23 protein-coding genes, 1 tRNA gene and 1 riboswitch are annotated in these 23795 nt (G+C 57.7%); of the genes, 20 read left to right on the top strand and 4 right to left on the bottom strand.

Annotation, left to right across the window (positions count from 1 at the left end):
* Nucleotide 1 precedes the first annotated feature (1 nt).
* Nucleotides 2-892: a LysR family transcriptional regulator gene (locus ACR0LY_RS19295; protein WP_170351776.1), complete on the bottom strand. Its 891-nt coding sequence runs from the start codon at nt 890-892 to the stop codon at nt 2-4.
* An 87-nt stretch (nt 893-979) separates the two neighbouring features.
* Here ACR0LY_RS19295 and ACR0LY_RS19290 point away from each other — a divergent pair, with 87 nt between their 5' ends.
* Nucleotides 980-1777, top strand: coding sequence for a phytanoyl-CoA dioxygenase family protein (locus ACR0LY_RS19290; protein ID WP_170351775.1), 798 nt, complete (start codon nt 980-982; stop codon nt 1775-1777).
* Nucleotides 1778-1784: 7 nt separating this feature from the next.
* Here ACR0LY_RS19290 and ACR0LY_RS19285 read toward each other — a convergent pair whose 3' ends face one another.
* The gene (locus ACR0LY_RS19285; protein ID WP_170351774.1) at nt 1785-2648 is read right to left on the bottom strand and encodes a hypothetical protein; all 864 of its coding nucleotides are present in this window, start codon (nt 2646-2648) and stop codon (nt 1785-1787) included.
* Nucleotides 2649-2768: 120 nt separating this feature from the next.
* Between ACR0LY_RS19285 and miaB the strand changes: the two genes are divergently transcribed.
* From miaB to ACR0LY_RS19235, 10 genes are all read left to right on the top strand, one after another.
* Nucleotides 2769-4088: a tRNA (N6-isopentenyl adenosine(37)-C2)-methylthiotransferase MiaB gene (gene miaB / locus ACR0LY_RS19280; RefSeq protein WP_170351773.1), complete on the top strand. Its 1320-nt coding sequence runs from the start codon at nt 2769-2771 to the stop codon at nt 4086-4088.
* 182 nt (nt 4089-4270) lie between these two features.
* On the top strand, nt 4271-5035 hold the full coding sequence (locus ACR0LY_RS19275; RefSeq protein ID WP_170351772.1) for an outer membrane protein: 765 nt from the start codon (nt 4271-4273) through the stop codon (nt 5033-5035).
* Nucleotides 5036-5179: 144 nt separating this feature from the next.
* Nucleotides 5180-6202, top strand: a complete 1023-nt coding sequence (locus tag ACR0LY_RS19270; RefSeq protein ID WP_170351771.1) for a PhoH family protein — start codon at nt 5180-5182, stop codon at nt 6200-6202.
* A gap of 33 nt (nt 6203-6235) precedes the next feature.
* Nucleotides 6236-6730, top strand: a complete 495-nt coding sequence (ybeY, locus tag ACR0LY_RS19265; protein WP_170351770.1) for an rRNA maturation RNase YbeY — start codon at nt 6236-6238, stop codon at nt 6728-6730.
* A gap of 35 nt (nt 6731-6765) precedes the next feature.
* The gene (locus ACR0LY_RS19260) at nt 6766-7656 is read left to right on the top strand and encodes a hemolysin family protein (protein ID WP_170351769.1); all 891 of its coding nucleotides are present in this window, start codon (nt 6766-6768) and stop codon (nt 7654-7656) included.
* Nucleotides 7653-9149 (top strand): apolipoprotein N-acyltransferase, encoded by a 1497-nt coding sequence (gene lnt / locus ACR0LY_RS19255; protein ID WP_170351768.1) that lies wholly within the window; start codon nt 7653-7655, stop codon nt 9147-9149. The genes ACR0LY_RS19260 and lnt overlap by 4 nt, the downstream gene beginning before the upstream one ends.
* Before the next feature lie 42 nt (nt 9150-9191).
* A riboswitch (SAM-SAH riboswitch) is annotated at nt 9192-9240 on the top strand.
* Between the two features lie 5 nt (nt 9241-9245).
* Complete coding sequence (gene metK / locus ACR0LY_RS19250; RefSeq protein WP_170351767.1) at nt 9246-10427, top strand: methionine adenosyltransferase; 1182 nt, start codon at nt 9246-9248, stop codon at nt 10425-10427.
* 132 nt (nt 10428-10559) lie between these two features.
* A complete protein-coding gene (gene trmB, locus ACR0LY_RS19245; RefSeq protein WP_170351766.1) occupies nt 10560-11270 on the top strand; it encodes a tRNA (guanine(46)-N(7))-methyltransferase TrmB in 711 nt (236 codons plus the stop codon).
* A 68-nt stretch (nt 11271-11338) separates the two neighbouring features.
* Nucleotides 11339-12685 (top strand): 3-phosphoshikimate 1-carboxyvinyltransferase, encoded by a 1347-nt coding sequence (gene aroA / locus ACR0LY_RS19240; RefSeq protein WP_170351765.1) that lies wholly within the window; start codon nt 11339-11341, stop codon nt 12683-12685.
* Complete coding sequence (locus ACR0LY_RS19235; RefSeq protein ID WP_170351764.1) at nt 12682-13299, top strand: (d)CMP kinase; 618 nt, start codon at nt 12682-12684, stop codon at nt 13297-13299. The genes aroA and ACR0LY_RS19235 overlap by 4 nt, the downstream gene beginning before the upstream one ends.
* Before the next feature lie 18 nt (nt 13300-13317).
* Here the strand turns inward: ACR0LY_RS19235 and ACR0LY_RS19230 are convergent, their stop codons facing one another.
* Nucleotides 13318-13797 carry a YHS domain-containing (seleno)protein gene (locus tag ACR0LY_RS19230; protein ID WP_170351763.1) on the bottom strand — a complete coding sequence of 160 codons (480 nt, stop codon included), beginning with the start codon at nt 13795-13797 and terminating at the stop codon, nt 13318-13320.
* A gap of 218 nt (nt 13798-14015) precedes the next feature.
* Between ACR0LY_RS19230 and ACR0LY_RS19225 the strand changes: the two genes are divergently transcribed.
* Nucleotides 14016-14540 (top strand): hypothetical protein, encoded by a 525-nt coding sequence (locus ACR0LY_RS19225; RefSeq protein WP_170351762.1) that lies wholly within the window; start codon nt 14016-14018, stop codon nt 14538-14540.
* 220 nt (nt 14541-14760) lie between these two features.
* The gene (locus ACR0LY_RS19220; protein ID WP_170351761.1) at nt 14761-16446 is read left to right on the top strand and encodes a tryptophan halogenase family protein; all 1686 of its coding nucleotides are present in this window, start codon (nt 14761-14763) and stop codon (nt 16444-16446) included.
* Nucleotides 16447-16633: 187 nt separating this feature from the next.
* Here ACR0LY_RS19220 and ACR0LY_RS19215 read toward each other — a convergent pair whose 3' ends face one another.
* The gene (locus ACR0LY_RS19215) at nt 16634-18097 is read right to left on the bottom strand and encodes a sulfatase family protein (RefSeq protein WP_254429618.1); all 1464 of its coding nucleotides are present in this window, start codon (nt 18095-18097) and stop codon (nt 16634-16636) included.
* 308 nt (nt 18098-18405) lie between these two features.
* Between ACR0LY_RS19215 and rpsA the strand changes: the two genes are divergently transcribed.
* The 7 genes from rpsA (at nt 18406) to ACR0LY_RS19180 (ending at nt 23711) form a co-directional block, all read left to right on the top strand.
* Nucleotides 18406-20082 carry a 30S ribosomal protein S1 gene (gene rpsA, locus ACR0LY_RS19210; RefSeq protein ID WP_010438032.1) on the top strand — a complete coding sequence of 559 codons (1677 nt, stop codon included), beginning with the start codon at nt 18406-18408 and terminating at the stop codon, nt 20080-20082.
* 271 nt (nt 20083-20353) lie between these two features.
* The gene (ihfB, locus tag ACR0LY_RS19205) at nt 20354-20638 is read left to right on the top strand and encodes an integration host factor subunit beta (protein WP_037310872.1); all 285 of its coding nucleotides are present in this window, start codon (nt 20354-20356) and stop codon (nt 20636-20638) included.
* A 3-nt stretch (nt 20639-20641) separates the two neighbouring features.
* Complete coding sequence (locus tag ACR0LY_RS19200) at nt 20642-20995, top strand: lipopolysaccharide assembly protein LapA domain-containing protein (RefSeq protein ID WP_170351760.1); 354 nt, start codon at nt 20642-20644, stop codon at nt 20993-20995.
* Between the two features lie 9 nt (nt 20996-21004).
* Nucleotides 21005-21646: a phosphoribosylanthranilate isomerase gene (locus tag ACR0LY_RS19195; RefSeq protein ID WP_170351759.1), complete on the top strand. Its 642-nt coding sequence runs from the start codon at nt 21005-21007 to the stop codon at nt 21644-21646.
* 47 nt (nt 21647-21693) lie between these two features.
* The gene (locus tag ACR0LY_RS19190; RefSeq protein WP_170351758.1) at nt 21694-22029 is read left to right on the top strand and encodes a hypothetical protein; all 336 of its coding nucleotides are present in this window, start codon (nt 21694-21696) and stop codon (nt 22027-22029) included.
* A 67-nt stretch (nt 22030-22096) separates the two neighbouring features.
* Nucleotides 22097-23344, top strand: a complete 1248-nt coding sequence (trpB, locus tag ACR0LY_RS19185; protein ID WP_170351757.1) for a tryptophan synthase subunit beta — start codon at nt 22097-22099, stop codon at nt 23342-23344.
* Nucleotides 23345-23637: 293 nt separating this feature from the next.
* Nucleotides 23638-23711: transfer RNA gene (locus ACR0LY_RS19180), tRNA-Gly, on the top strand.
* Nucleotides 23712-23795: the final 84 nt, after the last annotated feature.

Raw genomic sequence — 23795 nt, 5'->3', positions numbered from 1 at the left:
CTTACGGTTTTAGATCAGATAGGGCCTGCTCGGCGGTCGCAATCTGCGTGTCCGAGGGGCCAGTGCCATGTCGTGCCAGCACCACGGGTTCTGCCGTAAATGGGTCCGAAACGGGCAGGCTTAGCAAGGGCATCCCATCATAACTGGTATGGGCGGGGGGATTGGCATAGCTGATCGCAACCCCTTCGCCATGTGCCGCAAGGCTGCGCTGAATTTCCAACGAGGCCGCGCGATGTGCGACCGTTGGGTTTTCCCCGATCTGGCGAAACAGCCCCAATACATGCTGTGCCGACAACCCTTCCTCTGACAGGATCAGCGGGTAGGCCGCCAGGTCCTGAAGGGAAACGTCGCTGTGTGCGGCCAAGGGATGATCCGGCGCTAGCAGAGCATGCGGCGTGCTTGTGAACAGCGTCTGCTGGGTAAAACCTGCATCCATGCTGAGCCCATAGGTCAGGGCCAGATCGATCCGTCCGTCAATCAGGCCCGAGATCAGCCCTTCGAAACTGTCCACCCTGTAGGTGATTGCAACGTCCGGCATCTGCACACGCAACTGGCGCAAGGCGCGTGAAAGCAGGAAGGGCGCCAGATCAACAAAACACCCCAGCCGCAACCGGGTCTTACCCACGTCTCTATCAGTGGCATTTTCCAACCGGGCGGCACTGGCCAGCAGCGCCTCGGCCTCATCAATGAAACTGCGGCCCTGTGGTGTCAGCGCCATGGCTGCTCCGCGCCTGCGGGCGAACAGGGGATAACCCAGCTGTTCCTCGACCCGCGTCAATGCGTTGGACAGCGCAGGTTGCGAGACATTCAGGTGCAGTGCGGCGGCGGACAGGCTGCCATGCCGCCCGATGGCGCAGACATATTCATATTGGCGCAGGGAAATATATAACATGAAGTTAAGTCTACCTTTGAAAGATATTACTTGAACAGAGGACTTTGTCATGTGCAGATCACACAACCCTACGGCACGGAGACTGACATGACGCACCCTCTGGTCACGCGAGAGATGATCGACACTTTCCAGCAGGACGGCGTGGTCCTGATCAAGGGGCTTTATACCGGTCATGTCGAAGCGCTGCGCGAAGGCGTTGCCGCGAATATGGCAGAACCCGGCCCGTACGCGTCAGAAAACAAGAAACAGGGCGAGACCGGTCTGTTCTTTGACGATTACTGCAACTGGTCGCGGATTGATCAGTTCCGGGATGTAATCGAAAACTCTCCGGTGGCCGAGGTTGCAGCGGATCTGATGCAGTCCCAAACCGTGCAGATGTTTCACGATCACGTTCTGGTCAAAGAGCCCGGTACCTCAATGGCGACACCGTGGCATCAGGATGGTCCATATTACTTTGTCGAGGGGCAGCAGACCATCAGCTTCTGGTCGCCGCTCGACCCGGTTAAAAAAGCGACGCTGCGCTGCGTGGCGGGGTCACACCGTTGGGAGAAAGAGGTGTTGCCGACCCGCTGGGTATCGGAAGAAGGGTTCTTCCCCGACGAAGGCCAGTACATTCCCGTTCCGGACCCGGATGCCGAGGGCATGAAGGTTGTGGAATTCGAAATGGAGCCGGGTGATGCAGTGGCGTTCAATTATCGCACGCTGCACGGCGCGCGCGGTAACCAATCAGACAGCCGCCGTCGGGCGTTTTCGCTGCGTTTGGTCGGGGATGATGCACGGTATGTGGAGCGTCCAGGCCGGACTTCACCGCCGTACCCTGGCCATGACATGACGCCCGGTCAACGCCTGCGCGAGGACTGGTTCCCGGTGCTGCTACGACGCTAGAGCGAGCTCAAAACCACTGGCCCGATTCGATCAGTCCGAGTTTGAGCAATTGGCCGGATTTCCACTGAAATGGCACCGAGTTGTGCCAACAGAAACTTGGAATGTCGAAGGTGGACCCGGCGTTGGTCTTCAACGCTTTGGCGGCGCGGAACGAACACACGGCTGCCGTCATATTGTGATGCCAAGGGCAGGAATAGGTGTTGTATTCCGGCTCGTTAAAGGTGTGGTCGGGCCGCAATTCCAGCCCCTTGCGCGATTTGAACAGAGCAATCCGGTCGATGCGGCGGCGCTCATAGGGGATGTGATCTTCGAACCGCCAGCGCAGGCCGCCGGACATGTCGAGCTGCCTCTCGATCGGGTGGCCTTCGGCGTCATGGCGGGTGTGGGCGTAATACCCTGTGCTGTCCAGCATGGCGTGATCCGGGGCGACGCCGTTTGGAAACGTGTTCAGGTCATCAGCATAAAGGTCGACGACATGGCTGAGCATCGCGTCGCGGCGTTCCTCGGCGTGGAAGGCCAGCAATTCGCCCACCGTGCGGGTCTCGCAAAACGGAAAGAACAGGTACTCGGCGTTATAGCAATAATACATCCAGATACCCGGCGCGGCCTGAATGATCCTGTTGATTGTGTCGAATGCAACTGTGCTGGGTACGCAGGTCAGGGTGACCCTGTGGATGCGGTCAGACAATTCAGAACCCAGTGCGAAATCCTGCGGCATGAAGGCAATCACGGACTTAAAGCCCAGATGCAGATGGTGCCGGAGCGTGCTGTCGACCTCGACATTGTCTTCAACAAAGATCAGCGCGACAGGGCCCTTGGCCAGGGCGGATTTGCCTGAGGTGAGGAAATCGTCGAGAGAGTCGTATTGCATTGCCTGTCCGGTTCCACTTTGCTGGAATCTGCTGTCAAAATCGGGTATCCGCCCCGGCATTGCAAGCGGCGTTCGTAGGGTATAGATGACGCCGATCCCGTCAGCGCAAAGGCCATACCCATGTCGGAACCCAAAAAGCTGTATATCAAAACCTACGGTTGCCAGATGAACGTCTACGACAGCGAACGCATGTCCGAGACGCTGGGTGGGCAGGGCTATGTGGAAACGCAAAGCCCCGATGATGCCGACATGATCTTGCTGAACACCTGCCATATCAGGGAAAAGGCCGCCGAAAAGGTCTATTCCGAACTTGGCAGGTTTAAGGGCCTAAAAGCGGAAAAGCCTGACCTCAAGATCGGTGTGGCGGGGTGTGTGGCACAGGCCGAGGGCGATGAGATTATGCGCCGTCAGCCTCTGGTCGATCTGGTTGTGGGGCCGCAAAGCTATCACCGCCTGCCCGAGATGGAGGCGAAGACGCGCACCGGTGCCAAGGCGCTGGACACGGATTTCCCCGAAGAGGACAAGTTCGAAAAGCTCAAAAACCGTCCCAAGGCCAAGCGTGGCCCGACGGCGTTTCTGACCGTGCAGGAAGGCTGTGACAAGTTCTGTGCCTTCTGCGTGGTGCCATATACCCGCGGTGCCGAAGTCAGCCGACCCGCAGATCGTATTATCCGCGAGGCGCAAGACCTGGTTGAACGCGGCGTGCGTGAGATCACTCTGTTGGGTCAGAACGTCAACGCCTATCACGGGGCTGGTGCAAACGGAGACATGACACTGGCCGGGCTGATTTGGGAGTTGAACAAGGTTGATGGGTTGGAGCGCATCCGCTTTACCACCTCGCACCCCAATGACATGGCCGACGACCTGATCGAGGCGCACGGAACCTGCGAGAAGCTGATGCCGTATCTGCATCTGCCGGTGCAGTCAGGCTCTGACCGAATCCTCAAACGCATGAACCGCAGCCACACCTCCGAAAGCTATCTGCGCCTGATCGAACGTATCCGCGCTGCGCGGCCCGATATCGTGATGTCTGGGGACTTTATCGTTGGCTTCCCTGAAGAGACCGAAGAGGATTTCCAGGCCACCATGGATTTGGTGGAAGAGGTCAAATACGGCTATGCCTATTCCTTCAAATACTCGACACGTCCGGGAACGCCTGCAGCCGAGCGGCCTCAGGTTGATCCTGATGCGGCGGATGACCGTCTTCAGCGCCTGCAGGCCCTGATCACGCGGCATCAGCGGGAAATTCAGGACGCAATGGTAGGGCGCAAGGTCAAGGTTCTGTTTGAAAAATCTGGACGGCTGCCAGGCCAGATGGTCGGGAAATCCGAGTATTTACATTCGGTTCACGTGTCTGACGCCGATGTCGCGGTCGGAGAATTGCGTGTTGTTGAAATCACCGCCTCAGGGGCAAATTCGCTGGCCGGTGCGCTGATCTGATGCCCCCCCAAAGTGCTGTTTGAAAGCCATAGTGGGTAATTGTTCCAAAAATTAACCCTTGATTTATCGCCGGTAACTATGTTCGGACAAAAGCCGGACGTATTTGGGGAAAAGGGTTTCTGTTTCCTAAAATTCAGGTCGGTGCTGACCCTGTTTTCGGGCCAGGACGATGGAGGGTACGAGTGAAATTCCTAACACGTTTCTTTGGGCCAAACGGCCGGTTTGTTTTTCCGGCGGTGCTGGTGCTTTCACTTTTTTCCAGCGCAACGGTGGCGGGTAACCTTGAACAGGGGGTGACGGATCCCCCGGTTGTCAGTCCCAAGCGTTTGGGCAGCGACGTTAGCGCGTTCTATCTGGGCCTGAGCGGGGCCTATGCATCGGGTGGCACGGACCGATTCGGACTGCGTACCCAGACGGATCTTTTCGAAATCGGAGAGCTGGACCTGAGTGGCGGCTACGGTGGTATCCGTGGCGGTTGGCGTGGTGTTCTACCGGCAATCGGCGGCCGGGATTATGTTTATGGGTTCGAACTCGGCTATGACTTCGGAAAGATCGACGATGAGGTGTCGATGGATATTGGCACTGTAGCTGTTACTGGCGGATCTGAGGTTTCGGACATTATTTCCCTACGTTTTCGCAACGGTTTGACCAACAAGAGCGGCACCGTTCTGTATTTTGTCTCGGTCGGGTACGTGCAGGGTGACATCACAACGTCAAGCAGCCTGTCCACGGGCGGCACGGTTCAATCCTTTGAAGACAGTGACTCTCGAAATGGGTTTTCAGCCAGTATCGGTGCAGAACACAGTCTGAACGACAACTGGTCGATCACGGGTGAGTTTGAATACGTGCAATTCGACTCGCGCGAGGTTGAATTCGACAACGGGTTCTCAACAAAATCCACCCCTCGCTACCGTGGTTTGCGTTTTGGATTGAATTACACCTTCTGAAGCTGTCCGCGATTGGGGTGGTGCTCGGCTGCGTCTGATTTCGGCGGTTTTACCATCTGTTTGGGAAAAAATGAAACTGTGGCTTGCGCCCACCGAGAAATGTTGTCTACGCTCGGAGTATAAACGCCAAGACAGGAGAACGGATTGGCCATCGGTGCCCTTACCCCACCGCAAGATGACATGCCCCAAAGTGAGGCGTTTGTTGAATTCCCTGACAATCGGTTGTTGATTGATTTGTGCGGCGAGTATGACCGCAACCTGACCGAAATCGAAACGAAGCTTTCTGTCCAGATCGTGCGCCGTGGCAATCAGTTGGTTGTCATGGGTGACGAAGACGCTCAGAAGCAGGCGATAGAGGTGCTGCAGGCCCTTTACACCCGTCTGGAAGGTGGGCGCGATGTTGAGGCAGCCGATGTGGATCGCGAATTGCGGATGGGCGGATCGGAACAGGAAACCGGCAGCCGCGACGGTGATCAGCTTGAGATGTTCAAGGGCGGCACGGTTGAGATCAAGACCCGCAAAAAGCTGGTCGAGCCGCGCACAGACGCGCAAAAGGCCTATGTTCAGTCGCTGTTCCAAAATGAACTTGCGTTTGGGATCGGTCCCGCAGGCACGGGTAAGACCTACCTGGCTGTTGCCGCTGGCGTGTCGATGTTTATCGGTGGACATGTGGATCGGATTATCCTCAGCCGCCCCGCGGTCGAGGCCGGTGAAAAGCTGGGTTATCTGCCCGGTGACATGAAGGACAAGGTCGATCCGTACATGCAGCCGTTGTATGACGCGCTGAATGACTTTTTGCCCGGCAAACAACTGGCCAAGCTGATCGAGGAAAAACGAATCGAAATTGCTCCTCTGGCCTTTATGCGCGGGCGAACCCTGGCCAATGCATTTGTAGTGCTGGATGAGGCGCAAAACGCCACGACCATGCAGATGAAAATGTTTCTGACCCGTCTGGGTGAGGGCAGCCGCATGGTGATCACAGGTGACCGCTCGCAAGTCGACCTGCCGCGCGGGGTTCAGTCGGGGCTGAAAGATGCGGAACGTTTGCTGAAAACGATCCCGAATATCAGCTTTAACTACTTCACCTCGAAAGATGTGGTCCGCCACCCGCTTGTCGCCGCCATTATCGAAGCGTATGAGGCCGACTCGGGCCGTGAGACGGGGTAATCGTCCGCAGCCGAAGGCTTTGGACGTGGTGACATGAACCTTGAACTGACAATTGAAGACGCACGTTGGCAGGGGCTGGAACCCTTGGCCACGCGTGCCATTCAGGCGGTGTTGGACTATTGCGGTTTGGACTCTGACCTGTGTGAAGTCAGCCTTTTGGCCTGTGATGATGCGCGCATCGCCGAACTGAATGCGGAGTTTCGGGAAAAGCCCACACCGACCAATGTGCTCAGCTGGCCCGCCGAGGATTTGGCAGCCGAGGAACCGGGGCAGAGCCCGACGCCGCCTGAGCCGGACTTCACCGGTGAAATCCCGTTGGGGGACATTGCGATTGCCTACGACACCTGCGCGCGCGAGGCGGATGAGGCAGGGAAATCAATGAATGATCACGTCATGCACCTGATCATTCACGGGACTTTGCATCTGCTGGGCTACGATCACATTCGTGACACCGACGCCACTTTGATGGAAACGGTTGAGGTCGCTATACTTGGCAAAATGGGTATCGATGACCCATATAATATGTAGACGGGCCATCAAGGCCGATTATTTGGAATAGGATTATGGGCGAGACAGACGGCAGTTCTATGGCGGCGCAGGGCGCGCAAACCAGGAACAGCGGTGAAGATAGTAAAGAGAAAGCCGGTTTCTTTTCTCGAATAGTGGATGCGTTTTCGCCGCAGGGCGAGGATGAGGAAAGCCAGGTGACCAACGGTCACGAGGTCGACAAGGCACAGCCGCGCGGCATGATCAACCTGCGGCGGATGCGGGTTGAGGACGTGGCCATCCCAACGGCCGAGATCATCTCGGTTCCTTCAACGATTACCAAGGATGAGCTGGCGAAGGTGTTCCGCGAAAGCGGTCTGTCGCGGATTCCGGTGTATGAGGGCACGCTGGACACGCCTTTGGGGTTCGTCCACCTAAAGGACTTTGCCCTAACCCACGGATTCAACAGTGGGTCCAGTGAATTCGATCTGGTCAAGATGCTGCGGACGTTGCTGTTCGTTCCGCCTTCGATGCCGATTGGGGTTCTGCTGACCAAGATGCAGACGGAACGTCGACATATGGCGTTGGTGATCGACGAATATGGTGGTGTCGACGGGCTGCTGACGATTGAGGATCTGATCGAACAGGTCGTGGGTGAAATCGCGGATGAACATGACGCGGATGAAGATCAGCTTTGGGTTCAGGACAAGCCGGGTTGTTACATCGTTCAGGCCCGCGTCCCGTTGGAAGAGTTCGAGGCTGAAATCGGGCGCTCGCTGACCAGTCACGAGGACGTGGATGAGGAAGAAATCGACACTCTGGGCGGTCTGGTCTTTATGCTATCAGGCCGGGTGCCCGCACGGGGTGAGGTTGTCTTGCATCCCGAAGGCCCTGAATTCGAGGTGATCGACGCCGATCCACGCCGGATCAAGCGTCTGCGCGTCATGTTGCCGGATCTCGTTGTATGAACCCTGCACAGGGTTGGTCCATTTGGCTGAAATGTGCATTGGCGGCGCTGCTGGGTGCGCTGGCGGCGTTTGGCCTTGCCCCGTTTGGTGTGTGGGCGGCAACGCTGGTTGCTCTGGTGCTGCTGGCGCCGTTGTTTCTGTCAACCGAGACTAGGGGCAGGGCCGCTTGGCTGGGCTGGGCTTTTGCCACCGGGTATTTCGCACATGGTCTCAGCTGGATTGTCGAGCCGTTCTTGGTGGACGCGGAACGTCACGCCTGGATGGCACCCTTTGCCCTGATCTTCATGGCCGGAGGGTTGGCGTTGTTCTGGGCGCTGGCCTTTTGGATCGCGCGGCGGCCTGCGGGTGACGCAAACACACAAGCCGTTTTTCTGGTTGTGACCGTGTCGCTGGCGGAAATGGCCCGCGGCTATGTGCTGACAGGATTTCCATGGGCGGGGCTGGCGCAGGTCTGGGTCGGCTCTCCGGTGGCCCAGCTTTTGTCATTGGTCGGACCCTATGGTTTGGGCGCGTTGACCCTGTTGGCGACGTTGCCCTTGGGGGCGGCGCTGGCGCAACGCGGTGGATTTGCATTACCGCTTGGACTGACAGTAGGCGCGGCCTGTTTGGCGCTGGGCTATGGCACCGCGCGTCCGGCGGTTACGGAAACCGATCATGTCGTGCGCCTGATCCAACCGAACGCGCCGCAACATCAAAAATGGGATCCCGAATACGCGCCTTTGTTCTTTGCACGCCAGATAGAGTTTACTGCGGCGCAGCCTCGGCCCGATCTGATTGTCTGGCCCGAAACCTCGGTACCTGCCTGGCTGAGCAGCGCGCAGCCCTATCTGGATGCCATTGCCGATGCGGCGCAGGGCACGCCGGTTTTTTTGGGCATTCAGCGTGGTGACGGACCGCGTATCTATAACTCGATGATCTATTTGGATGAGAAGGGCCAGCAGCAGGGTCTGTACGACAAGCACCACCTGGCCCCGTTTGGGGAATATGTACCGTTCGGCGAGGTGATGGCAAAATTTGGTATCTATGGCATGGCGGCGACCAACGGCAATGGGTTCACCGCTGGGCCCGGGGCAGCTTTGATGGATGCGGGCAAGCTGGGCAAGGCGCTGCCGTTGATCTGTTATGAGGCAGTGTTCACGCAGGATGTTTTGTCCGCGCCGGGGCGCGCGGATTTTCTGTTGCAGATCACCAACGATGCGTGGTTCGGCACACGGTCTGGACCCTATCAGCATCTGGCCCAGGCTCAGATGCGCGCGATTGAGCAAGGCCTGCCGATGATGCGGTCAGCCAATACCGGCGTGTCGGCGATGATTGACCCTTTGGGGCGCATCACGCAGGCGCTTCCATTGGGTCAGGCTGGATATTTCGATGCAAAAATGCCTGCTCCGTTTGTCTCAACGGTGTATTCTAGGAATGGGGATGTTCCGGTCTTTGTCCTACTGGCGGCTCTCTTCGCGCTGTTTTGGCGCAACGCCCGGCGCGCGCATGCATAATTACCGATTGACCCTGTGTTTGTGTGGGCGTATCCCCTCGCATGCTCGTCACAACGGCTTCCTGGCGTGATGGGGAAATCTTAATGGAGCACTTTCATGTCTCGACAGAACTACACTTTTACTTCGGAATCCGTATCCGAAGGGCATCCGGATAAGGTTTGTGACCGAATCTCGGACGCTGTACTTGACGCATTTCTGAACGAAGAACCCGAAGCCCGCGTGGCGTGCGAAACCTTTGCGACCACCGACCGTGTCGTCATTGGCGGCGAAGTAGGTCTGTCTGATCAGGAAAAATTGCACGACTATATGGGCCGCATCGACGAGATCGCGCGCGCCTGTATCAAGGATATCGGTTACGAGCAGGACAAATTTCACCATGAAACCGTCGAGGTGACGAACCTGCTGCATGAACAATCCGCCCATATCGCACAGGGTGTGGATGCCTCGGACAACAAGGACGAGGGCGCCGGTGACCAAGGCATCATGTTCGGCTATGCAACCACCGAGACCCCCGCGCTGATGCCCGCGCCGATCCAGTATTCCCATGCGATCCTGCGGCGCTTGGCGGAGGTGCGCAAGAACGGGTCTGAGCCCGCGCTGGGCCCGGATGCAAAATCGCAGCTGTCCGTGATCTATCGGGATGGCAAGCCGGTCGGCGTCAGCTCGATCGTGCTGTCGACCCAGCATCTGGATGAGTCGCTGAGCTCGGACGACATCCGCGCCATTGTCGAACCTTATATCGCTGAAACCCTGCCCAACGGCTGGCTGAACGCTGATACCGAATGGCACGTGAATCCCACCGGCAAGTTTGTGATTGGCGGACCTGATGGTGACGCCGGTCTGACCGGGCGCAAAATCATCGTGGACACCTATGGCGGTGCCGCACCGCATGGGGGCGGCGCGTTTTCGGGCAAAGACCCGACCAAGGTGGATCGCTCGGCGGCCTACGCTGCGCGCTATCTGGCCAAGAACGTGGTTGCTGCGGGCATGGCAGAGCGCTGCACCATTCAGCTGAGCTATGCGATTGGTGTGTCCAAGCCGCTGTCGATATACGCGGATACGCATGGAACGGGTCAGGTGGAGAATGCGGATATCGAGAAAGCCGTTGATAAGGTGATGGATCTGACACCGCGCGGTATTCGTGAGCATCTGCAACTGAACAAGCCGATCTACCAGCGTACGGCGGCTTATGGCCACTTTGGTCGTCAGCCTGATGCGGATGGCGGTTTCAGCTGGGAGCGTACGGATCTGACCGACGCTCTGAAGTCGGCAGTCTGACCGTTCCACAATGAAACGGTGCGCCCTTGCGGGCGAGCTCTATTGTAGGAAATGCAATTTGGGGCGGCGTGTCGGCAGAACTGACGCGACCGCCCCTTGCTTTGACCCCGCCTGCGCAGTATGGGCACCGCCATGAGCACCCAGACACCCCAACGCCCCCGCAGAAACTTCTATGGCCGCTTTAAGGGCAAGGCCCTGAAGCAGAGTCAAAAGACGTATCTGAACGAAGATCTCGATGCTTTGTCGCCTGGTGCGGTGGACTGGGACGCAAATCCTGAACGTCATCCGCTGGACCTAAAGGCACTGTTCGGCGGTAAAGATGTCTGGCTTGAGGTCGGCTTTGGCGGTGGTGAGCACCTGGTCCATCAGGCCGCCAGCAACCCCGATATCGGTATCATTGGGGCCGAGCCGTATATCAACGGCGTCGCCATGTTGCTGGGCAAGATCCGCAAGGCCGGGGTCGAAAACCTGGCCGTTCATCCCGGCGATGCGCGGGATTTGTTCGATGTGCTGCCCGAGGCCAGCATTTCACGGGCGTTTCTTTTGTATCCTGACCCATGGCCCAAGACGCGTCATCACCGTCGGCGTTTTGTGACGCAGGAACATCTGGAGCCACTGGCCCGCACGCTAAAGCCCGGTTCGTTTTTTCGCGTTGCCACCGACATTCCCGACTACGTCCGCCAGACGTTGGAGGAGGTTCCACGTGCCGGGTTTGAATGGCTGGCCGAACGCCCCGCTGATTGGCGCGAACCGTGGGATGACTGGATTTCCACCCGCTATGAACAAAAGGCTTTGCGTGAAGGCCGGACGCCACATTACCTGACCTTCCGGCGCAAAGACTGATTGCCGCTGGACCAACCGGCTCCAATTCGCTAATCCGCCTTGAACTGATAGCGAAAACAGGAGCCCCCATGTCCGGACACGGCACGCCCATCCCGATGACCTCGCATCCCTGCGGCCCGCTGACCGGCACAGCAGAAGTGCCCGGTGACAAGTCGATCTCGCACCGGTCGCTGATCCTGGGCGCAATGGCGGTGGGTGAGACCAGAATCTCGGGCCTGTTGGAAGGTGAGGATGTTCTGGACACCGCCAAGGCCATGCGTGCCTTCGGGGCTGAGGTCACGGATCACGGTGACGGTGAATGGAGTGTGCATGGCGTGGGCGTTGGTGGATTTGCCGAGCCCGATCAGGTGATTGACTGCGGCAACTCGGGTACCGGTGTGCGGCTGATCATGGGCGCGATGGCGACCTGCCCGATTTCCGCGACCTTCACGGGTGATGCAAGCCTGAACAAGCGACCGATGGCCCGCGTCACCGATCCACTGGCACTGTTCGGAACGCAATCGGTTGGGCGCTCGGGCGGGCGGCTGCCGATGACCATCGTGGGTGCGGCAGAGCCTGTACCGGTGTGGTATGAGGTGCCGGTGCCGTCGGCGCAGGTGAAATCCGCGGTGCTGCTGGCCGGTCTGAACGCGCCGGGCAAGACCGTTGTGATTGAGAAAGAGGCCACCCGTGACCACTCGGAACGGATGCTGGCCGGTTTCGGGGCCGAAATCAACGTCGAGGATACGGATGAAGGCCGGGTGATCACGCTGACCGGCCGCCCTGAGTTGAAACCGCAGGTCATCGCTGTGCCGCGCGACCCGTCCAGCGCGGCCTTTCCGGTATGTGCGGCACTAATCACGCCGGGCTCTGACGTGTTGGTGCCGGGCATCGGCCTGAACCCGACCCGCGCGGGGCTGTTCACCACATTGCGCGAAATGGGCGCGGATCTGACGTACGAAAATGAGCGGGAAGAGGGCGGCGAACCCGTCGCTGATCTGCGCGCGAAATACTCTCCGAATATGGAAGGGATCAATGTGCCGCCCGAACGCGCGGCCTCGATGATCGACGAATATCCTGTGTTGTCTGTGGTTGCGGCCAATGCCAACGGCACCACGATGATGGGCGGCGTGAAAGAGCTGCGCGTCAAGGAAAGCGACCGGATTGACGCCATGGCGCGCGGGTTGCGGGCCAATGGTGTGACCGTGGACGAGGGCGAAGAATGGTGGTCGGTCGAAGGGTTGGGCATCGGTAACGTCCCCGGTGGCGGCACCTGCGAAAGCTATCTTGATCACCGCATTGCCATGTCGTTCATGGTCATGGGGATGGGTGCGAAGTCTCCGGTTTCCGTGGATGACGGTGGGCCAATCGCGACCTCGTTCCCGATTTTCGAGCCGCTGATGGCCGCCCTGGGTGCCAAGGTCGAACGCACATGAGTTTCACCGTCGCCATCGACGGCCCTGCGGCGGCGGGCAAGGGGACGATCTCGAAAGGGGTGGCGGCGCTGTTCGGTTTTGCGCATCTGGATACGGGGCTGCTGTATCGCGCGGTCGGGCGCCGAACGCTGGACGGGACTGACCCCATCGAGGCGGCGCAGGCATTGACTGCGGAAGAACTGAAACAAGGCGATTTGCGTACGGCCGAGATTGCGCAGGCGGCCTCGAAAGCGGCAGTGATCCCCGAGGTGCGCGCGGCGTTGGTGGATTTCCAGCGCGCCTTTGCCCGTCGGGCAGGGGGGGCTGTGCTGGATGGGCGCGATATCGGAACGGTGATTTGCCCCGAGGCCGAAGTGAAACTGTTTGTTACCGCCAGTGCCGAAGTGCGGGCAGAGCGCCGCTTTTTGGAACTGCGCGCAAAGGGCGCTGATGTGACCCGAGAGTTTGTGCTTGCAGATGTGCGCGAACGCGACGTGCGGGATGCCGAACGCAGTGCTGCGCCGATGAAGCCTGCTGCAGATGCTGTGCTGTTGGATACGTCTGATCTGAGTATCGAAGCTGCTTTGGCCCAGGCCGTAGCTCTTGTCGAAAGCAAACGCCCCGCAACGTCCTAACGCCGCGGGGAGAGGTAATTACAGCTCGCCTACGGCGACGGATTTGATCTGCGCCCACTGATCATCAGCGGTTTTTGCTGTGGCTGGCACGTCTTTCAGAAACGCAGCCCGAGTTTCAGCGTTCAGGAACAGATACAGCTTGCCGTCTGTGACCAGATACTGGTCCGGGTCGCCATCAAATTTCTTGCCGACAGACACGCCGAAGGAACAGAACCCGCCGTGCTGTGGCAGATAGGCGGTGGGGTTGGCCTCGAACGCCTCGAGATTGGCGGCGCTGGTGAAGTAGTACGATGCCCCGTCGTAGGTCGAGGAATGGGTGGCAAACCCTTCGACCGGGTTACCTTCGTTGACCAGGGCCACCAGATCGACGCCATGTGCTGCCAAGGGCGCGCCCGCGGCCGAGATGCCGTTCGAGACATTGATCTCATCCGCTGCAAAGGCCGGCGCGGCGATCAGGGGCAAGGTGGCGATCAGGGTTGTTAGAACCAGAGATTTCATTGTGTTTTCCTTTCCTGTTCAGGTTCGGGTCGGCGGGGGAGCCAACCGCTGAAACAAAGCTAGGGGCAGTGTTTTGAACGGGCTATCGCAGTAAGATCGGCAAACCTTGCAGATCGTTCAAACTTGTGGCGGCGCACGACATACTCTTCACTAAGCTTTGTTTAGTCAGGGTGCAGGCAGGTACCTATTGTAAGGGAGTAGCCTGCAGGAGAGATGCCATGATCCGACTAGCCCTAGTGTTGATTTTTCTGGCCGGAGGTCTGGCGGCCCAAGATGCGCCTGAGACCGAGCCACCGATGGACTATGAACGTCTGGGCAAGATCCTCTTTGCGCTTGATCCCGAGGCACAGCCGCAGGGGCCGGGCTTTGCTTTGACACTGTCGGATGTGCCTGTTCTGGTCGTCACGGATACCAGCACTGATCGCATGCGTGCGATGGTGGCAGTCCGCAGTGCTGATGAACTGTCAAAAGAGGAATTGCACCGAATGATGCAGGCCAATTTCGACACCGCTTTGGATGCGCGCTATGCGATTGCCAACGGAATCGTTTGGGCAACATTCATTCATCCGCTTTCGTCTTTGAAGAAGGATCAACTGATCTCGGGCTTGGCGCAGACAGTGAATATCGCTGCAACTTACGGCACGTCCTACACCGGAGGGGCGATTCAATTTGGTGGCGGTGACAGCAACGAATTGCAGCGACAATTGATCGAAGATCTTCTGAAGAAAGGTGAGGAGATTTGACGAGCGTTCAGGATTCGAGCCTGTGATGATACCTGCCCACCCCTCAGGTCTCAATCCTGTAGGATAGGTCTGAGTTTCCCAGTGTTATAGGCCCTAGCTGGACGCAATAAAGCTGTTATAGTCTTCGATACGCCATAAGGGAAAGCTGCGATCTAAGTCCAAAACACAAAAAATGGGCACGTAGCTATAATATCCCTTGAGCCAACAGGGACAAAAAAACATGAATAATCGTTTGCGCAAGATCACCATCGTCGGTGGCGGCACAGCAGGGTGGATGACCGCGCTGATACTGGAAATGGTGCTTTCACGCACGTCAGCGGAAAAGGATCGCCCTCGCATATGCCTGATCGAGAGCCCCAATATCGCGACAGTGGGTGTGGGCGAGGCGACAGTGCCGCGCATGCCGGTCACGCTCCGTCAGGCGGGTATTTCCGAGCGGGACTTTTTTCGCGAAACCAACGCGTCGTTCAAACTGGGTGTGAAGTTTTGCAACTGGAACAAGGACCGCAAAGGCAATCGCATCGATTATGTGAACCCCTTTGCGCATGGCCAATTGTTGGAAGGGTTGGAAACAGCCGAGTATTTCTTGCGCTTTGGCAATGGGGATCGGGATTTTACGCGGTCCATCTCACCACATGATGATCTGGCTCGTCTGTGCAAAGGCGCACGGCAATTGGGACAGCCTGAATACGAACAGCGGTTTGGCTATGCGTATCATCTGGATGCTGTGAAATTTGCAGGCATGCTCACCAAAGTCTGCACCAAGCGCGGTGTGGAGCATATTCAAGATGAGGTGAAATCGGTCGAACTGGATGAACAGGGCAATGTCAGCCATCTGATGTTGGAACGCCAGGGCCGCCATGACATCGAGATGGTCATAGACTGCACAGGGTTCCGCGGCTTGATCATCAACCAAGCGCTTGGCGAACCGTTTATGGATTACTCGGACTATTTGCCAAATGATCGTGCCATGGCGTTGCAGATCGAGCATCCCAACCCAAAGAAGATTGAAAGCGTCACGCGCTCGACCGCTCTTGGCGCAGGTTGGACCTGGCGGGTGCCTCTCTATAACCGTGTGGGAACGGGTTATGTGTTCTCATCCGCGCATCGCACGGATGATCAGGCGGCGGATGAATACCTCAAATGGCTGGGTGACAGCGGCAAGGGCGCGACGCCGCGCGTGATCCCCATGCGCATTGGGCGTGTGCGCAATGCCTGGGTTAAGAACTGTTTGGCGATCGGCCTGTCCGGCGGGTTTATTGAACCGCTAGAGAGTACGGCGATACATATGGTCGATCATGCGGTGCGGTGGTTTGCGGAACACTTGCCCACGCGAGACATCGAGCCATCCTTGCGGACGCGGTATAACCGGCAGATGAATAAGCTCTATGATGAGGTTCTGGAGTTCATCTGTCTTCACTATCGATTGGGTAACCGCACTGACGATCAGTATTGGATCGATGCGCGGACAGAGATGAAGATACCGGATCGGTTGGCCGAAAACCTGGAGCTATGGCAGCATCGTCTGCCAATGGAACATGACATCGAATTTGCGACGTTGTTCAACTTTCGCGTTTACCAAACGGTTCTATTGGGCAAACAGGTTTATGATACCGGTTACGGGACCGGCATCCGTGATCGTCTGCGGCCACTAAAGCGACAGATTTGGTTCCAGGGTATGAAGACTGCGAAAGCACATCTTGCGCAGATCCTCACAAAAATGCCGGATCACAAAATGCTGTTGCATGATATCCGAGGGGAGTTGCAGCGACCAGCATTCGGCAAGACAATGGCGACGAAGCCGACAGTTACGATGCCGGGCGCGGCGCCATCATCCGTACCGATCCAAAACATGCCGAACTTTGCCGAAATCCAAAGCGGCGCGAAGGATTTGCAACTGTTCTAGACCTTCTTTGCGTTCGCTACTGAGGGCGCTTGAGGTGAAGCTGAGGGTGGAGTGTTATATTCTCTACCCTCAGAATGGGTCTTTGACGCTCTGGGCGCGCGATTGCGGCGGCACACATCAGTTCGGGTACGGTGACCTACAGCGTGAGCTGATACGAGCTTCTCAAAAAAAGGCGAGGAATTCTGAACTAGAGCGCGGATCCTTCGCGCTGCTTTTCTTGCTCGGACGGGGTTGGAGTGTGGTTGAAGACGAATGCCGTTCGACAGGCTTCTTCTCCGCCCAGCTCGGCAATCTTCTTACGCTGATCCTCAAAGGCACGCGCGTTGACCTCTTCGGGGTCACATATTTCGCGCAGACGGCGTTCGCCTTCGACCAACGCCGCTTGAACTTCGGGGTCGTTAACTCTGTCCGTGGCGCGATTGGTCTGTTCATTCGGGTCCGATGCAAGATCAAATAGTTGGGGGTCATGCCCAACGTAATAGACGTATTTCCACTTATCCCAGCGCACCATAAAGCTGCCGGTTTTTGACCCCCCGTCATGATATTCACTGAACACGGTTCGGTTGGGATCATCCGGTGCCGTGGCCAGATCGATAAGCGAAACGCCCGGTTGATCGGCATTGCCTGCATCATCAGGAACACCGCAGACGTCCCGTGCGGTTGCTGCAATGTCTGTTAGGTTTGTACAGGTTGAGACTTGCTTGCCGTTGGGAATACCGGGCCCGGCGAGGATCATCGGAACCCCGGCGCTGGCCTCATACATCACCTGTTTGGTCCAGAACCCCTGATCGCCCATCATGTCGCCATGGTCTGAAACATAGACAATGACCGTATTTTCGGCCTGACCACTTTGGGTCAGAGCTGTCAGGATGCGCCCCACGCAGTCGTCCATGAAGGATGTTAGCCCGTAGTATGCGGCCTTGGCTTCGCGCATCTTTTGTTCATCAAAATAGTCATCGTAGTTGAAGAACGACGCAATGTTTTGCAGCTCTGCGTGATCAGGGAGGCCGTGGCCATAGCCCACCGGCAGGTCCATATCCGCGGGATCATAATGGTCGTACCATTCCTCGGGGCAAGTCAGCGGATAATGCGGGCTGACCAGGGACACAAAGGCGGCCCATGGTGCATCGTGACGTTTCGGATCGGTCAGCCATACCTCAGATGCGGCGGTAATATCCAGATCATAGTCGGTATAGGTGCTGGACCCGGTGCCGACATCACCCGCCAGTTCGGCGGCTGAATCATACGCGGGCGGGTTCTCGCGCAGCAGGCCGACGGCCCAACCAATTCCTCCGACGACATGCATGGGAAGTATTTCCTGCGAGAAACCGTTGTCATCCTCGGCCGAGCGAAAATGCAGCTTGCCGATCGAGACGACCTCGCGCCCCGTGTCTCGCAGTTGACGCATCCAACTGCGCGGATGCCCGGCATAGGGTGTCGCGCTGTCCCAGTGACCAGTGGTATGCACCCACTCTCCGGTAGCCAACGCGGCGCGGGTGGGAACGCACATTGGCGACGGTGTATAAGCCGAGGTGAACATCGTACCCCGCGCCGCCAAGGCGTCCAGATTGGGGGTTTTGACGATCGGGTGGCCAGCGCATCCCATCGCGTCCTTACGGTGTTCGTCGGAAATAATGACCAGAAAATTCAAATCGTCTGCTCCTTGATCGCTGGATTGAGCCTAGCATCGTTTCGCCGACGGAGGACTTTAACTTGCGACAACTGGGTCGCTTTCCGGCTTTGACTTGCAGTGCTTCAGCAGACTCGCTATAGAGCACGCGTCTGAACAAGGGCGGTCAACGTCCGGATGACGTATCTGAGCAGGGCCGGGTTACCTCGGCCCTTTGTGTTTGTGTAGTCAGATGCGCCCCGGATCACGCCTGAAGGCATCATGAAACAAGACCGGCGGAAACAACCGCTCGGCCAGTAAAAACGTTATGTAAAGGAAAACAACGCCACATGGCTAACGCATCCATGGAGGAATTCGAAGCCCTCCTGAACGAAAGCTTCGAAATGGACACACCCGAAGAGGGTTCTGTTGTCAAAGGCAAGGTTCTGGCGATCGAAGCCGGCCAAGCCATCATCGACGTAGGCTACAAAATGGAAGGCCGCGTTGATCTGAAAGAATTCGCAAATCCCGGCGAAGCCCCTGAAATCGCTGTAGGCGACGAGGTCGAAGTTTACCTGCGCGCCGCAGAAAACGCCCGTGGCGAAGCTGTCATCTCGCGCGAGATGGCCCGCCGTGAAGAGGCATGGGACCGTCTGGAAAAAGCATATGCCGACGACCAGCGCGTCGAAGGTGCAATCTTTGGTCGCGTCAAAGGTGGCTTCACCGTCGATCTGGGTGGCGCAGTCGCGTTCCTGCCCGGCTCGCAGGTTGACGTTCGCCCCGTGCGCGACGCTGGCCCGCTGATGGGTCTGAAGCAGCCGTTCCAGATTCTGAAAATGGACCGCCGCCGTGGCAACATCGTTGTTTCGCGCCGCGCAATCCTGGAAGAATCGCGTGCCGAGCAGCGTGCCGAAGTCATCGGCAACCTGTCCGAAGGTCAGACCGTTGAGGGTGTCGTCAAGAACATCACCGAATACGGTGCATTTGTTGACCTGGGCGGCGTTGACGGCCTGCTGCACGTCACCGACATGGCATGGCGCCGTGTGAACCACCCGTCCGAGATCCTGACGATCGGCGAAACCATCAAGGTTCAGGTCATCAAGATCAACAAAGAGACCCACCGCATCAGCCTGGGCATGAAACAGCTGCAGGAAGATCCGTGGGATCTGGTTGCTGCCAAGTATCCGCTGGGCTCGGTCCATCAGGGTCGCGTCACCAACATCACCGACTACGGCGCGTTCGTCGAGCTGGAAGCCGGTGTCGAAGGTCTGGTGCACGTGTCCGAGATGTCCTGGACCAAGAAAAACGTCCACCCCGGCAAGATCGTTTCGACCAGCCAGGAAGTCGACGTCATGGTTCTGGAAATCGACGGCGCCAAGCGTCGCGTGTCTCTGGGCCTGAAACAGACTCAGCGCAACCCATGGGAAGTGTTTGCAGAAACACACCCCGAGGGCACCGAGGTCGAAGGCGAAGTCAAGAACATCACCGAATTCGGTCTGTTCATTGGCCTCGAAGGCGACATCGACGGCATGGTTCACCTGTCGGACCTGTCCTGGGACGAGCGTGGCGAGGATGCGATCCAGAACTACCGCAAAGGCGACATGGTTTCAGCCGTTGTCTCGGAAGTTGACGTGGAAAAAGAGCGTATCTCGCTGTCGATCAAAGCCCTGGGCGGTGACAAGTTTGCCGAAGCCGTGGGCGGCGTGAAGCGTGGCTCGATCGTGACCGTCGAAGTGACCGCAATCGAAGATGGCGGCATCGAGGTGGAATACGAAGGCATGAAGTCCTTCATCCGCCGTTCGGACCTGAGCCGTGACCGTGCCGAACAGCGCCCCGAGCGTTTCTCGGTTGGTGACAAGGTCGACGTCCGCGTCACCAACGTCGACAGCAAGACCCGCCGTCTGGGCTTGTCGATCAAAGCACGCGAGATAGCCGAAGAGAAAGAGGCCGTGGAACAGTATGGTTCCTCCGACTCGGGCGCATCGCTGGGCGATATCCTGGGTGCAGCGCTGAAATCGGGCGACTAAGCCCGGGCCTCAGCCTTAGCCGAATTTACGGCCCCGCGTATCCGCGCGGGGCCGTTTTTGTTGCGAATCAATATGTTCCAAAATTTGGGCTTATTCCGGCTGTCGTTCACGCTTTTGCGGTGAATTTCACGCTCGCAAGCAAAAAAACGCGTGACTTGGCGCGAAAATGAAGGCTTTGCACACAGAGTTTACGTTCCCCCGATCACGGTTTTTTCCTATACTGTCCAAATAAATAGAGATGGCTAACCGGTCGCCTGGGAGGGTAACGCTTATGATCCGTTCAGAACTGATTCAGAAAATCGCCGACGAAAACCCGCATCTGTATCAACGCGACGTCGAGCGGATCGTGAATACCGTGTTCGAGGAAGTGACGGATGCCATGGCACGCGGTGACCGCGTAGAGCTACGTGGCTTTGGTGCCTTTTCGGTAAAACAGCGCGACGCGCGCGTTGGCCGCAATCCGCGCACCGGGGAAACTGTTCAGGTCGAAGAAAAATGTGTTCCATTTTTCAAAACTGGCAAGTTGCTAAGGGACCGATTGAACGGTAAAGCCTAGGGCATGATACGCTACCTTCGATATGCTTTTCTGGCGATCCTCGGGATCGTTCTTATCTCCGTCTCGCTGGCCAATCGCGAAACGGTTGAACTGACCCTGATGCCCGAAGCTTTTGCCGAGCTTTTGGGCTTTAACCTCAGCACGTCGCTGCCGCTGTTTGTCGTGGTGCTGGGCGGTGTGGTTGCGGGCCTGATCATCGGTTTCCTGTGGGAATGGCTGCGCGAGCATAAGCATCGCCGTGATGCGACTGCAAAGAAGAGCGAAGTGCGCAAGCTTGAGCGTGAGGTTAAGAAGCTCAAGAAAAAGCAGAACGAAGGTCAGGACGAAGTTCTGGCGCTGTTGGACGAGGCCAGCTGAGGCCCTTTTATGTCTGATGTCTCCGTCAAAATCTGCGGTCTGACCGCCCCTGATCACGTGCGCGCAGCGGTGGATGCTGGCGCACGCTATATCGGGTTTGTCTTCTTTCCCAAATCGCCCCGCCATCTTGAGGTCCCGGCCGCCGCAGAACTGGCCCATTTGGTGCCCGCCGGGGTTGCCAAGGTCGCCCTGACGGTGAATGCGACGGATGAGGAATTAGACCGGATCGTCGCCAATGTACCGCTGGACATGTTGCAACTGCACGGCAAGGAAAGCCCGGATCGGGTGGCCGAGGTTCGCGACCGATTTGGTTTGCCGGTGATGAAGGCTATCGGCGTGGCCGAGGCAGAAGACCTTGCTGCGATTGATCTCTATTCCGAAGTTGCCGACCAGCTGCTGATCGACGCCAAGCCGCCACGTAACGCGGAACTGCCGGGTGGCAATGGTCTGGCGTTTGACTGGCGTCTGTTAGCGGGACGCAAATACTGGCAACGTCCGTGGATGCTGGCCGGGGGGCTGACGCCCAAGAACGTCGCCGAGGCGATCCGCATGACCGGCGCGCGACAGGTGGATGTCTCGTCAGGAGTCGAAGGCGCACCCGGCGTCAAGGATTCGGCATTGGTCCGGGCCTTTATCGACGCGACCCGGTGATCTGATCGGCAAACACCTGCGTATCCCCGATAGGGGAGGACGTAATCATGCTGGCGGCGATCGGCGGAGTTTCATTGAAACGATGGTACTATGGGCCAGAGTTCTTCTGGCGCGCCCGTCAGGCATTGCTACAAGCGCGCGGTGACCCCTTGTGCATGCATGCTGGCGTGTTCCCACACCAGGGGCTGTATTTCTCGCTAAGCGTCTGGCACGACCTCGAAGCCATGTTAACCTTTGCTCAGTCGGGTCCCCACCGCCAGGTCGTTCTAGCGGCCAATCGACTGGCAGATGTGAATCAGTTCTATCACTTTCCCTGTATTGCCGTGCCCAGCAACCAGCAGGCGTTACAGGTTTGGGCACAGCATGTTCAAGCGGCGGAATGATACGTTTTGCCATGGCAAATCCTGTCGTCACCTCCTATGAACAACGGGTACGACGAGGGAGACACCCATGGCCAACGATCTTTTCAATTCCTTCATGTCCGGACCTGACGAAAAGGGCCGTTTCGGCATATTCGGCGGGCGGTTCGTCAGCGAAACGCTGATGCCTCTGATCCTGTCGCTGGAAGAGGAATATGAAAAGGCCAAGGACGATCCCACCTTCTGGGCTGAGATGGACGACCTGTGGGCGAATTATGTGGGCCGCCCGTCACCGCTGTATTTCGCGGAACGCCTGACCGAGCATCTGGGCGGTGCGAAAATCTACCTGAAACGCGATGAGCTGAACCACACCGGCGCGCACAAGATTAACAACGTTCTGGGCCAGATCATTCTGGCGCGACGCATGGGCAAGACCCGGATCATTGCGGAAACCGGGGCAGGGCAGCACGGCGTAGCCACCGCGACTGTCTGCGCCAAATTCGGCCTGAAATGTGTGGTCTACATGGGCGCGCATGACGTGCAGCGTCAGGCTCCGAATGTGTTCCGCATGCGCCTGCTTGGGGCTGAGGTGATTCCGGTGACCTCTGGCCGTGGCACACTGAAAGACGCGATGAACGACGCGCTGCGCGACTGGGTAACCAATGTCCGCGACACGTTCTATTGCATCGGCACCGTCGCTGGTCCGCACCCGTACCCGGCGATGGTCCGGGATTTCCAGTCGATCATTGGCAAGGAAGCCAAGGAACAAATGATGAAGGCCGAAGGTCGTCTGCCCGACACGATCATTGCCGCCATTGGTGGTGGATCGAACGCAATGGGCCTGTTTTACCCGTTCCTCGACGACAAAGACGTCAACATCATTGGCGTTGAGGCCGGCGGCAAAGGCGTGAACGAGAAGATGGAGCACTGCGCCTCGCTGACCGGCGGGCGTCCGGGCGTTTTGCACGGCAATCGCACCTATTTGCTGCAGGATGATGACGGGCAGATTCTGGAAGGCTATTCAATCTCGGCCGGTTTAGATTACCCCGGTATCGGACCCGAGCATTCGTGGCTGCACGACATTGGCCGGGCGAACTATGTCTCGATCACTGACACAGAGGCACTGGAAGCGTTCCAGCTGTGCTGCGCGACCGAGGGTATCATCCCGGCGTTGGAACCCTGCCACGCGTTGGCGCATGTGATGAAAATTGCGCCCGAGCTGCCCAAGGATCACCTGATCTGCATGAACATGTGTGGGCGTGGCGACAAGGACGTACAGACCGTGGCCAAATATCTGAACTTCGACATGTCGGATACCGAAGGCCGCAGCGCAGACTGACCAAGCGGTAAAATTTGAAATTTTTGAAAAGAACGGCGCACCTGAAACGGGTGCGCCGTTTTGTTTTTGGATACAGACCTTTTCAAATATTGCGCAACTGGGTAATTTTGTTGCGCGACAGCCACAGGTCTGATTTCGGTCCTCAAAAAATTATTGAGCGAATCCAGCGGCTTCACCTAAACCCGCCGTTACCGGTCACAACGGGCCGGACCCTAGCGGGCAGAGGTGATCACTCTCTCGGTGCGGACGGCGTTGCCGATCCCGTATGCCAGGGCCGAACCGGGGATTGGTATGCTTTGTAGCTCAATTGGATAGAGCGGCAGGTTTCCCATCTGTAGGCGAAGGTTCAATTCCTTCCAAAGCTCCAAATGTAGCTCATTCTGGTGAGAGCAATCGACCGCAAATCGATGTGTAATGGGTTCGAATCCCGTCATTTGACAAAGCTGTTAAG

The sequence above is a fragment of the Ruegeria sp. BC5 genome, from assembly GCF_056539205.1.
Note: the sequence above shows the minus strand (reverse complement) of the source record. Positions and strands in the feature narration are given on the sequence as shown.

Excerpts from the sequence above, each read along its gene's own strand:
- ACR0LY_RS19200 (WP_170351760.1), top strand. The coding sequence starts at position 20,642 with ATGATACGCTACCTTCGATATGCTTTTCTGGCGATCCTCGGGATCGTT.
- ACR0LY_RS19195 (WP_170351759.1), top strand. The coding sequence starts at position 21,005 with ATGTCTGATGTCTCCGTCAAAATCTGCGGTCTGACCGCCCCTGATCAC.
- ACR0LY_RS19190 (WP_170351758.1), top strand. The coding sequence starts at position 21,694 with ATGCTGGCGGCGATCGGCGGAGTTTCATTGAAACGATGGTACTATGGG.
- ACR0LY_RS19235 (WP_170351764.1), top strand. The coding sequence starts at position 12,682 with ATGAGTTTCACCGTCGCCATCGACGGCCCTGCGGCGGCGGGCAAGGGG.
- ACR0LY_RS19260 (WP_170351769.1), top strand. The coding sequence starts at position 6,766 with ATGGGCGAGACAGACGGCAGTTCTATGGCGGCGCAGGGCGCGCAAACC.
- ACR0LY_RS19225 (WP_170351762.1), top strand. The coding sequence starts at position 14,016 with ATGATCCGACTAGCCCTAGTGTTGATTTTTCTGGCCGGAGGTCTGGCG.
- ACR0LY_RS19220 (WP_170351761.1), top strand. The coding sequence starts at position 14,761 with ATGAATAATCGTTTGCGCAAGATCACCATCGTCGGTGGCGGCACAGCA.
- ybeY (WP_170351770.1), top strand. The coding sequence starts at position 6,236 with ATGAACCTTGAACTGACAATTGAAGACGCACGTTGGCAGGGGCTGGAA.
- ACR0LY_RS19295 (WP_170351776.1), bottom strand. The coding sequence starts at position 892 with ATGTTATATATTTCCCTGCGCCAATATGAATATGTCTGCGCCATCGGG.
- ACR0LY_RS19285 (WP_170351774.1), bottom strand. The coding sequence starts at position 2,648 with ATGCAATACGACTCTCTCGACGATTTCCTCACCTCAGGCAAATCCGCC.
- aroA (WP_170351765.1), top strand. The coding sequence starts at position 11,339 with ATGTCCGGACACGGCACGCCCATCCCGATGACCTCGCATCCCTGCGGC.
- ACR0LY_RS19230 (WP_170351763.1), bottom strand. The coding sequence starts at position 13,797 with ATGAAATCTCTGGTTCTAACAACCCTGATCGCCACCTTGCCCCTGATC.
- trmB (WP_170351766.1), top strand. The coding sequence starts at position 10,560 with ATGAGCACCCAGACACCCCAACGCCCCCGCAGAAACTTCTATGGCCGC.
- lnt (WP_170351768.1), top strand. The coding sequence starts at position 7,653 with ATGAACCCTGCACAGGGTTGGTCCATTTGGCTGAAATGTGCATTGGCG.
- miaB (WP_170351773.1), top strand. The coding sequence starts at position 2,769 with ATGTCGGAACCCAAAAAGCTGTATATCAAAACCTACGGTTGCCAGATG.
- rpsA (WP_010438032.1), top strand. The coding sequence starts at position 18,406 with ATGGCTAACGCATCCATGGAGGAATTCGAAGCCCTCCTGAACGAAAGC.
- ACR0LY_RS19290 (WP_170351775.1), top strand. The coding sequence starts at position 980 with ATGACGCACCCTCTGGTCACGCGAGAGATGATCGACACTTTCCAGCAG.
- trpB (WP_170351757.1), top strand. The coding sequence starts at position 22,097 with ATGGCCAACGATCTTTTCAATTCCTTCATGTCCGGACCTGACGAAAAG.
- ihfB (WP_037310872.1), top strand. The coding sequence starts at position 20,354 with ATGATCCGTTCAGAACTGATTCAGAAAATCGCCGACGAAAACCCGCAT.
- metK (WP_170351767.1), top strand. The coding sequence starts at position 9,246 with ATGTCTCGACAGAACTACACTTTTACTTCGGAATCCGTATCCGAAGGG.